This window comes from Clostridia bacterium, from assembly GCA_014360065.1.
Classification (GTDB): Bacteria; Bacillota; DSM-521; order Neomoorellales; family JACIYF01; genus JACIYF01.
The window spans coordinates 1-9,530 of the sequence record JACIYF010000100.1 but is presented as its reverse complement, the minus strand read 5'-3'; the positions used below and the strand labels follow the sequence as shown (position 1 = coordinate 9,530).

The following is a 9,530-nucleotide window of genomic DNA, read 5'->3' as shown; positions in this document are numbered from 1 at the left end:
CCGGCCGCCCTTGGGCGGCCGGCCCCCACCATCCCCTGGAAAGGAGATATAGTAATGGCGCAGCTCCTGATCAACGGGCTGGCTATGGGCTCCATCTACGGGCTCGTAGCCCTAGGGTTCGTGCTCATCGTCAACGCCGTCAACGTGGTCAACTTTGCCCAGGGCGAAGTGGTCATGATCGGCACCTTCTTGGCGGCCACGGCGGTACTTTCCCTCCACCTGCCTATCATTGTGGCTTACTTGTTTTCGCTGGTGTTAATGGCCGGTTTCGGTTACATCTTCCAACGGGTGGCGTACTATCCTCTGCGGGATAAACCCGCTATCACGGTCATAGTCTGCACCATCGGCGTGAGCGTGTTTTTAAAGAACGTGGCCCGGTTAATTTGGGGCCCACAGCCTCTATTCTTCTCCGGCCTCTTCGGCGACCAAAGCATCAAGATATTCTCTGTATATGTTTTGCCCCAAAACCTTCTCATCCTCGGGGTTACTGTGGCTTTGGTTCTCTTTCAGTACTGGTTCTTTAACAAGCTGCCCCTAGGTAGAATGATGCAGGCTACGGCCCAGGACCAGGAAGCCGCAGCCTTGATGGGGATCCGGGTTAACAAAATGATTGCTTACACCTTTATTTATAGCTCCATGCTGGCGGCGGCGGCCGGAGTTATGGTGGCTCCCATCTACTTCGTCTCCCCAGAGATGGGCGGTACGTTGGGGCTAAAAGCCTTCTGTGCCAGCATAATTGGTGGGTTTGGAAGCATTCCCGGGGCCATTCTGGGCGGGTTGTTCATAGGCGTGGTGGAAACCTTTGCTGCTGCCTACATCTCTTCCATCTATAAAGACGCCTTTGCGTTTATAGTATTGATTCTCATCCTGATGTTCCTGCCGCAGGGAGTCTTCGGGGAAAAAATCTCGGAAAAGGTGTGAGCCGGATGAAGTCAAAAGCCAGTCTCAAGTATTTGGTCATTGCGGCGGTAGCGCTGATAGCCGGGATCTTTCCCTGGCTTTTAGGCGACTACTACCGCTCGGTGCTGGACTTTGCCTTGATCAACTGCATAGTGGCCCTGGGTCTAAATTATATCTACGGTTATACTGGTTACATCTCTTTTGCTCAGGCTGGATTCTTTGGCATCGGAGCCTATACCGCTGCCTTGCTCTCGGTGGACCTCCACGTACCTTTCCTACCGGCGCTAATAGCCGCGGGAATAGTGGCGGCTATCTTTGGCTTGATCCTGGGCATTCCTGCTTTGAAGCTCAAAGGTCACTACCTAGCCATGGCTACCATCGGCTTTGGTATCATTTTGCAGCTGGTGATGATCAACTGGGTGGGCCTCACCAAGGGTCCGGCTGGCGTACAGGGGATCGCCTCCCCCAGCTTGGGGCCGCTTACCTTTGAAAGCTACACTAGCTTCTATTATCTGGCGTTGGTAATCCTGGTAATTGCGGCCTTAGTGGCCTATTGCATTGAAAATTCGAAGCTAGGGCGAGCCTTTATGGCTATTCGCGAGGACGAGCTGGCGGCTGGAGCCTGCGGCATCAACCTTACCTATACTAAGGTAACGGCCTTTATGCTGAGCGCTTTCTATGGTGGTATAGGTGGTGCGCTATACGCCTTCATGCTCACCTATATCAGTCCGGACAACTTCTCTTTCGATCAGTCCATAGTTTTCTTTACTATGGTTCTGGCTGGGGGCGCGGGCACGGTGTGGGGTCCCATCATTGGCGCCTTTGCCCTTACCTTCGTTCCGGAATGGCTGCGCTTCCTCAAAGAGTACTATATGGCAGTTTACGGGGTAGGCATTATCTTGTTAATGCTGTTCTTGCCCGGAGGTATAGCTAGCTTGTTCCAAGAGGAAGGCCGGCTAGGTCGGTTGTTTAAGCGTCAGCAGCCAGAAACTGTGGTGCCCCCGGAGGAAGCAACTCGGGCAGCTGATACTGCAGCTAGAATGGGGGGTCTGTGATGGGAGAACTGCTAACCATCGAAAAAGTCACCATGCAGTTTGGCGGCCTCAAAGCCGTCGACAATGTGGATGCAGTGGTAAAAGAGGGCGAGATCCGGGCCATCATTGGGCCTAACGGGGCGGGCAAGACTACCCTGCTCAATATTATTGACGGGTTCTATCGTCCTACCTCGGGCCGGATCCTCTTTCAGGGACAGGATATTACTGGCCTTCCCTCTTATGCCATAGCCAATCTTGGCATCGCCCGTACCTTTCAGAACGTACGGCTGTTCAAGGAGCTAACCATTCTCCAAAACATCATGATTGGCCGCCACATCCAGCTCAAACAATCCAGCTGGCAGGCCATCTTGCGCACGCCTAAATTTCTGGCTGAGGAAAGGCAGGCCCGGGAGGATGCCAAAAGGTATCTCAAGAGCATGGGCCTAGAGGGTAAGGAAAATGTCAAGGCCAAGAACGTTTCCTACGGCCAGCTTAAGCTGACCGAGATTGCCCGGGCCCTGGCCCAGCAGCCCAAACTCCTGCTCCTGGATGAACCGGCGGCTGGCCTCAACCCTAGCGAAACCAAGACTTTCAGCGAGTTGATACTGCGGGTAAGGGACCAAGGAATCACGGTAGTATTGGTGGAACACAACATGCGTTTGGTTATGGCGGTGGCGGATGTGATAACGGTGCTGAACTTTGGTGAAAAAATCGCCGAGGGCCCTCCCCAAGAAATCCGCAATAATCCTGAGGTTATCCAGGCTTATCTGGGCAAAGGAGGCCAGGCCCATGCTCGAGCTTAAAAACGTAAGCGCCTTTTATGGGAACATCCAGGCCCTGTTTGGCATCAACTTAACCGTAAACCAGGGGGAAATCGTTACCTTGGTAGGAGCCAATGGGGCTGGGAAAAGCACCACCCTAAAGTCGATTACTCGGCTGGTCAAAAAGACCACCGGCGAAATTATGTTCATGGGCAAGGACCTTTCCCGCCTCAGCACTGAGGAGGTGGTGAGCCAGGGGATAGCCTTGGTGCCGGAGGGACGGCGGATCTTTCCCGGCCTCACCGTATACGAGAACCTAGAGCTAGGGGCTTGTTCCTGGCGCAAGGGGAATGCTCCCCTAGATGCCGACCTGGACCGGGTATATGAGCTTTTCCCCCGGCTCAAAGAACGGCATAGCCAACTGGGTTGGAGCCTTTCCGGAGGCGAGGCGCAGATGTTGGCCATTGGCCGGGGCCTGATGGCCCGGCCCAAACTGCTGCTCCTGGACGAGCCCTCCCTGGGGCTTTCGCCGGTGTTGGTAGAGCAAGTCTTCGAGGCGCTGGTAAACATTAACCGCCAGGGAACGACCTTGCTTTTGGTGGAGCAGAACGCCCATATGGCCTTAAGCATTGCCCACCGGGGATATGTGCTGGAGAATGGCCACATCGCCCTGGAGGGGGCGGCTAGTGATCTCGCGGCCCAAGAGGAAGTGCAGCGGGCCTACCTAGGCGGGTAGACAACCATCAGAGCGCCAAGCCTGTGTCCTTCGATGCTGTTTTAACCTCAATCAGGCCTTGCCGCAGCCAGCGATTTAATTAACGGCTGCGGCAAGGCCTTGCCTTCAAAATACCTTTCCGCATATAGCCAAGGCCATGGGTGGGTTGTCAGCTACCCTGTAAAATCGGACGTAACTGTTTGAGAATATTTATACTGAAAAGGAGGAATCTAAGAAAGATCGTCGAATAAGTCTCTAGTAATTAATAGCGGTTGGCCGAATAGAATAGCGTTATTTAGTCCTACAGAGGCCAGGCGATAGGGGGGCTGTGAAATTTTCGCAGTCCCTTTTTGCATGTCAATGGTTTAGTTAAAATTCTTATGAAATCGAGATGGAGGCGTAATCATGCGAAATTACCTCAAGGCGCCAAAGCCAATTTCCGAAGTTAATCAGGAAAACCTGCAAGCTGTAGTCCGGGACATTATTACTGCTGTGAAAAGGGAAGGGGATGCTGCCTTAAAGGCCTTCTCCTACAAATTTGATGGTATAGAAGATCTTCAAATCCAAGTACCGGCTGATGAGATTGCCAAAGCTTATCAGTCAGTTCCGACTTCGGTGGTAGAAGACCTTCGCTTTGCAGCCAGTCAAATTCGCAAGTTTGCCCAAGCCCAACTGGAAGCAATTCGTCCTTTGGAAGTGGAAGTGCTGCCTGGGGTACATCTCGGCCACCGGGTCATTCCGGTGAAGGACTGCGGGGCCTACATCCCCGGAGGACGTTATCCGCTGCCCTCGTCGGCACTAATGTCCATCATTCCCGCCCGGGTGGCTGGGGTTGAGCGGGTAGTTGCCTGTTCGCCCCCATCGCGGGAAACTCGAGGCATCAACCCGGTAACCCTAGTGGCCATGGACATCGCTGGGGCCGATGCTATCTACGCCATGGGTGGAGCCCAGGCCATCGCTGCTCTAGCTTATGGCACCGAGACGGTAAAGCCAGTGGATATTATTGTTGGACCGGGAAACCAATATGTCACCGAGGCCAAACGGCAGGTCAGCGGTGATGTGGGGATCGACTTTTTGGCCGGGCCTAGCGAAGTGCTGGTCATCGCCGATGCCAGCGCCGACCCCACCTATGTAGCCTGTGATCTCTTGGCCCAATCGGAGCATGATCCCCAAGCCCGGGGGATCCTGGTGACTACCAGCGAGGAGCTGGGGCGGAAAGTCATAGGCCAGGTAGAGGCTTGGCTCCAGAAGCTTGCTACCGCGGAGATTGCCAGAGCCTCGTGGGAAAACCATGGCCAAGTGGTGGTGGTAGATACCGTGGACGAGGCAGTTGACCTGGCCAACGAGATCGCCCCTGAGCACCTGGAAATCCAGGTCGAAGACCCAGAGAAGCTGGTGGAGGGCCTTCGCAATTATGGATCCCTCTTTATTGGTAGCCACGCAGCAGAAGTCTTTGGCGATTATGTCGCTGGTACCAATCACATCCTTCCTACCATGCGCACTTCCCGCTTTACTGGCGGGGTATGGGTAGGTACCTTCCTGAAGGTGGTTACCCACCAGCGCCTTGAGCCCCAGGGAGTACAATCTATTGCCCCGGTGGCCAGCCGCCTGGCGGAAGTGGAAGGGCTTTACGGACATCAAGCCGCGGCTTTAGTCCGTATTAAAAACCAAACTTGAAGGGGGTATTGAAGGTGAGTTTAGAGTCACCAAAACAGAAGCAGGTTCCGCTGACAGTTGGTACGGGAGGGATGGTACGGGCACTGGGGTTGAGAGAGGCGATTACCATTACCGTGGGAACGGTGGTCGGCGTAGGTCTGTTTACCGTGGGGGCCAATGCCATCGGCTGGATGGGACCGGCTATTATACTTGCAACTTTGGTGGCCTTTCTCGTAAGTGTTTATCCGGCTTTGATGTATGCGGAGATGGGCGCGGCGTTACCCTTTGCTGGCGGAACCTATAATTTTGCCACGGAAGGTCTGGGAAAACTCTGGGGAACCTTGGCTGGCTGGAACTTCGTTATCTCGCTGGTGGCGGTAGCTACTGGAGAATCCTTAGCCTTCAGCAATTATTTCAAATGGATGATGGAAGGACTGGGGGTGCCGCTGGCCATTGACGAGAGAATTATTGCCGGGGCACTTTTGGTGATCTTTACCCTTATTAATTGGCGGGGCATTAAGCTGGCGGGCGTATGGCAAAATATATTTGTCTTTTTCTTCTGGGGAGCAGCTACAGTTTGGTTCATTATCATGATACCAAACCTGCTCACCGAGAACTTTAGGCCGCTGGTCCCGTTACCGGGTACCGGTTGGCGGGAGTTTATCTTGGCTACCTCGCTGGTCTGGTGGTGCTTTGCTGGATTTGAAACTGCAGTGGCCATGGGAGAAGAGATCAGCTTTCCCAAAATCAATATTCCCCGGGCCATGTTCTTGGCCCCATTGATAGTATTTGTAGTCAATGCCTTTTTTCAGTGGTTTCTAGTAGCAATCATGCCTAAGGGTGAGCTAACTGCCCTGCAGGAGGCCAGCGCTCCCTACGCTGAGGGCATGAGGATGGCAGGCATAGCGGGGATTCCCTTTGTCTTACTCTGCCTGGCCATTGCCTTTGGCGGTGATCTTTCAACTATCAACCCTAGCATAGGCGCGCCAGCCCGTTATCTGTTTGGAATGGCTAGGGATGGCGTCTTGCCGCCGGTTTTTGGGCGCTTGCACCCGCGCTATAAAACTCCTGATTTTGCTATTTGGTTTTTAGGTTTGGCCATGCTGTTGTTGGTTTCTACTGGATCTATTATTTACGTGGCCAGCGTTAGCCTCTTTGCCGACTTGGCTTATTACATCATCGGTTTTGTTGCTGCCATAGGCTTGCGGTTAAAGCGGCCGGACTTGCCTCGGCCCTATAAGGCTCCGGCTCTCATTCCTGGAGCAATTATAAGCATTATTATCTATCTGATCATGATGACCCAGCTGCCGCGAGAGGGAATCTGGACCGGCCTAATTTGGTTGGCGTTAGGAATCATTTTTTACCTAGTTTGGACCAATACACCCGCTGGTCGAGCTGCAATTAAGCTTAGCAGTTCTGGCCCCATGAAAACCAGTGAGGGTTTACCTGATCCTACCCCGGAAGAGAGGAAGCGGATGGACCGTGAGTACCGCCTGTGGTGGGCGGTGTTTGGCTGCCTGTTTGTGGCGGTAGTGGCCTTATATGCGATACCCGCTTTAATAAAGTAAGAATATTTGAGCTAGAAACCATTGGCTGTTGACGGCGCTAGCATCCCAAAGGGCGGTTTAAAGAAGAAAATTAAAAATGGGCGGGGAAAAGATACGTGTTGACCATAGGCAAGGTAGCTTTATTGGCGGCCCTGGGCTTACTTCGGGAGGGAATGATACCAGCCGTTTCCACCTCTAGGCTGCAGAAAAAACCTGCATCGGGCCAACTACCGGCTGGGAATGGAGCCGGGGAAGCTAGGTCGGGCTCAAATCCGCAGTTGCCATTGCAGGTGGAGGCAGTACCGTTTGATGAGGGGGCGGGGCTGCGCATTTCAGGAGCATTCCAGATAGTTCAGGGCAAGGTTGGTTCCATGAACGTGGAAAAGGTAGTAGCGGCCATTGAGACTGCTGCTAGGCGAGAGGGCTTACTTTGCGGCCAGTACCGAGATGAGCATGCGCTCTACCATGCGGTTTTAGAGGCGCTGTACGGAGTCTGTCGAGGGCAGCTGGAGTTAGGGGCTATCCTTCGAACTGTAGGTCTAAATTTTGCCATCGTCAAAGGTCCACGGTGGGAAAATGAGGAAAAGGACGGTCAATGGATAGCGGTGGCCCTTTATGGTACCATAGGAGCTCCGGTAAGGGGAATGGAACATGAGGTAATAGGCCTGGGGGTAAACCATTTATGAGGTCAACGTCCCGCTCATAGTGGTTGCAGATGTTAGTGGATTGGCTGGGCTTACAAGTCTCATGTATTGATGGACAAGTGGCGCAGTAGCCCATAGTTGTTAGCCGAGAGGGGGCTCGCGCCTGGGAAGACCAGGGCGAGCCCCCTCTGTGTTTACCTGCCTAGCATGGCCACGAGTGGTGGCCCAGGAGGCTATGGATAAGGCGGCACGTGGGCCTACCGCTCTCTTCTATTTGGCTTTTAATGGAACTATTAGATGGAGGTTGGGTTGGTGTCGGATTGGGCCTTATCAAAAGAAACAATGGTTAGGATAGGCAGTAGTCGATCACCCGAGTCTACAAGGCTTAAGCCTGTATCTGCCCATTTGCTAATTGATGGGGAAAGCCTCACCTTGGAACAAGTGGAGATGGTGGCCCGCGAGCGGGCGGCCGTCGGATTGGCCCCAGGGGCAGTCAGCAAAATGCAGGCATCCCGGCGAGTGGTGGAGCGGGTGCTGGCCGGGGGTGAAGTGGCTTATGGGATCAACACTGGCTTCGGGGATTTAAGTCGGGTGCGGATTTCCGATCAAGAAGTGGAGCAGCTGCAGCATAACTTAATTTTAAGTCATAGCTGCGGAGTGGGCGAGCCGGTGAATGAGGAAATAGTCCGGGCCTTAATGCTTCTCAGGGCCAATGCTTTGGCCAAGGGCTTTTCTGGGGTCAGACCGGTAGTGGTGGAAACTTTAATTGCCATGCTCAATCAAGGCATCCACCCGGTAATTCCTTCCCAGGGTTCAGTGGGGGCGAGCGGAGACCTGGTACCCTTGGCCCATATGGCCTTGGCTCTGATCGGTGGCGGGGAAGTATACTACCGAGGCCAGCGACTTCCGGCCTCGGAAGCCTTAGCTTTGGCTGGCCTAGCCCCGGTCAAGCTCCAGGCTAAGGAAGGGCTAGCGCTTATAAATGGTACCCAATTCATGGCTGCCTTTGCCTGCCTAAATGTAACTGACGCTCAAAGGCTGTTTTTGACTGCTGATGTGATAGCGGCTATGGCGGTGGAAGCGTTAGAAGGGTTGCCATCAGCCTTTGATCCCCGGGTGCAGGCAGTGCGCCCCCACCCGGGGCAGGTGCAGGTGGCGGCGCGCCTGCGCCAGCTTTTGCAAGGGGGCGAGCTGGCCCGAGGTCGACATCCCGCCCGCGTGCAGGATGCTTATACTCTGCGCTGTATTCCTCAGGTGCACGGCGCCTCCTGGGATGTGCTCAGCTGGGTCCGGAGCTTGGTAGAGGTGGAGATCAACTCTGCCACCGATAACCCCCTTATTTTTGCTGACGATGAGGCCATCATTTCCGGTGGTAATTTTCACGGTCAGCCCTTGGCCTTGGCCACGGACGCCCTGGCCATGGCAGCGGCGGAAATGGGCTCCATTGCCGAGAGGCGGGTGGAACGGTTGGTCAACCCTAGCCTCAGCGGATTACCCCCCTTCCTTACCAACCACAGCGGCCTTAATTCCGGCTTCATGATTCCCCAATACGTAGCTGCCGCGCTGGCTTCCGAAAACAAGGTCTTGTGTTCGCCTTCATCGGTGGATTCCATTCCTACCTCGGCTAACCAAGAGGACCACGTCAGCATGGGTGCCTTTGCGGCTCGCAAGGCTAGGCAAGTACTCAATAATTTAGAAAGAATACTTGCCATTGAACTTCTCTGTGTCGCCCAGGCTCTGGAGTTTCGGAGAGCGGCCCAATGGGGGCGGGGGGTAGAGGCGGCTTACCAGACCGTGCGGCAACATATTGGCCCCTTAGAGGAAGACCGCCTGATGTACCTGGAGATTGAAAAGGCGATAGAGCTAGTAAGGAACGGATCGGTACTGTCGGCCATAAGAGAGGCTGGGATAGACATAGTTAATCTGCCAGTGTGAGCGTGCGGCACTCTGTTACCAGGGCAGAGGCTTGGCCAGTAAGCGGGTGAAAAGCGTTGTTTGAGGTTAGCTGGTTCCTGGCTGGGGCGGGGAACGGCGGCACGAGACCCAGGGTGGTTCTAAGGCGGCCCCAGCTCGAAATACATGTTTTCTCGGAGAAGCTAGTTTGCGGCAATTAATTTAAGGAGGCGGTATACCATGTCACCAACCATACGTGCCCCCCGGGGAAGGGAGCTTTCCTGCAAGGGCTGGATCCAGGAGGCGGCCCTGCGGATGCTGATGAACAACCTGGACCCGGAGGTGGCGGAAAAGCCGGATGAGCTCATCGTCTACGGAGG

The 9,530-nt window shown here is 54.4% G+C and carries 9 protein-coding genes; all 9 read left to right on the top strand.

The features are described 5' to 3' along the window. Positions 1-54 precede the first annotated feature (54 nt). Entirely contained in the window at positions 55-921 is an 867-nt protein-coding gene (locus H5U02_12060; protein MBC7343150.1) for a branched-chain amino acid ABC transporter permease, read from the top strand. A gap of 5 nt (positions 922-926) precedes the next feature. Continuing rightward, positions 927-1,955, top strand: coding sequence for a branched-chain amino acid ABC transporter permease (locus H5U02_12055; GenBank protein MBC7343149.1), 1,029 nt, complete (start codon positions 927-929; stop codon positions 1,953-1,955). Next, positions 1,955-2,737, top strand: coding sequence for an ABC transporter ATP-binding protein (locus tag H5U02_12050; GenBank protein ID MBC7343148.1), 783 nt, complete (start codon positions 1,955-1,957; stop codon positions 2,735-2,737). The genes H5U02_12055 and H5U02_12050 overlap by 1 nt, the downstream gene beginning before the upstream one ends. Next, the gene (locus tag H5U02_12045) at positions 2,724-3,431 is read left to right on the top strand and encodes an ABC transporter ATP-binding protein (protein ID MBC7343147.1); all 708 of its coding nucleotides are present in this window, start codon (positions 2,724-2,726) and stop codon (positions 3,429-3,431) included. Before H5U02_12050 ends, H5U02_12045 begins: the two co-directional genes overlap by 14 nt. Positions 3,432-3,815: 384 nt before the next feature. Further along, complete coding sequence (gene hisD / locus H5U02_12040) at positions 3,816-5,087, top strand: histidinol dehydrogenase (GenBank protein MBC7343146.1); 1,272 nt, start codon at positions 3,816-3,818, stop codon at positions 5,085-5,087. Positions 5,088-5,158: 71 nt separating this feature from the next. Further along, positions 5,159-6,634: an amino acid permease gene (locus tag H5U02_12035; protein MBC7343145.1), complete on the top strand. Its 1,476-nt coding sequence runs from the start codon at positions 5,159-5,161 to the stop codon at positions 6,632-6,634. 152 nt (positions 6,635-6,786) lie between these two features. Further along, complete coding sequence (locus H5U02_12030; GenBank protein MBC7343144.1) at positions 6,787-7,299, top strand: transcriptional regulator; 513 nt, start codon at positions 6,787-6,789, stop codon at positions 7,297-7,299. Between the two features lie 300 nt (positions 7,300-7,599). Beyond that, positions 7,600-9,192 carry a histidine ammonia-lyase gene (gene hutH / locus H5U02_12025; GenBank protein MBC7343143.1) on the top strand — a complete coding sequence of 531 codons (1,593 nt, stop codon included), beginning with the start codon at positions 7,600-7,602 and terminating at the stop codon, positions 9,190-9,192. 198 nt (positions 9,193-9,390) lie between these two features. Continuing rightward, positions 9,391-9,530: hypothetical protein (locus H5U02_12020; protein ID MBC7343142.1), on the top strand; the 140-nt coding region annotated here is incomplete at its 3' end.

Bases quoted from the DNA above. Each gene is read 5' to 3' on its own strand.
- H5U02_12035 (MBC7343145.1), top strand. From the start codon at position 5,159: ATGGTACGGGCACTGGGGTTGAGAGAGGCGATTACCATTACCGTGGGA.
- H5U02_12055 (MBC7343149.1), top strand. From the start codon at position 927: ATGAAGTCAAAAGCCAGTCTCAAGTATTTGGTCATTGCGGCGGTAGCG.
- H5U02_12050 (MBC7343148.1), top strand. From the start codon at position 1,955: ATGGGAGAACTGCTAACCATCGAAAAAGTCACCATGCAGTTTGGCGGC.
- H5U02_12045 (MBC7343147.1), top strand. From the start codon at position 2,724: ATGCTCGAGCTTAAAAACGTAAGCGCCTTTTATGGGAACATCCAGGCC.
- hisD (MBC7343146.1), top strand. From the start codon at position 3,816: ATGCGAAATTACCTCAAGGCGCCAAAGCCAATTTCCGAAGTTAATCAG.
- hutH (MBC7343143.1), top strand. From the start codon at position 7,600: ATGGTTAGGATAGGCAGTAGTCGATCACCCGAGTCTACAAGGCTTAAG.
- H5U02_12060 (MBC7343150.1), top strand. From the start codon at position 55: ATGGCGCAGCTCCTGATCAACGGGCTGGCTATGGGCTCCATCTACGGG.
- H5U02_12030 (MBC7343144.1), top strand. From the start codon at position 6,787: ATGATACCAGCCGTTTCCACCTCTAGGCTGCAGAAAAAACCTGCATCG.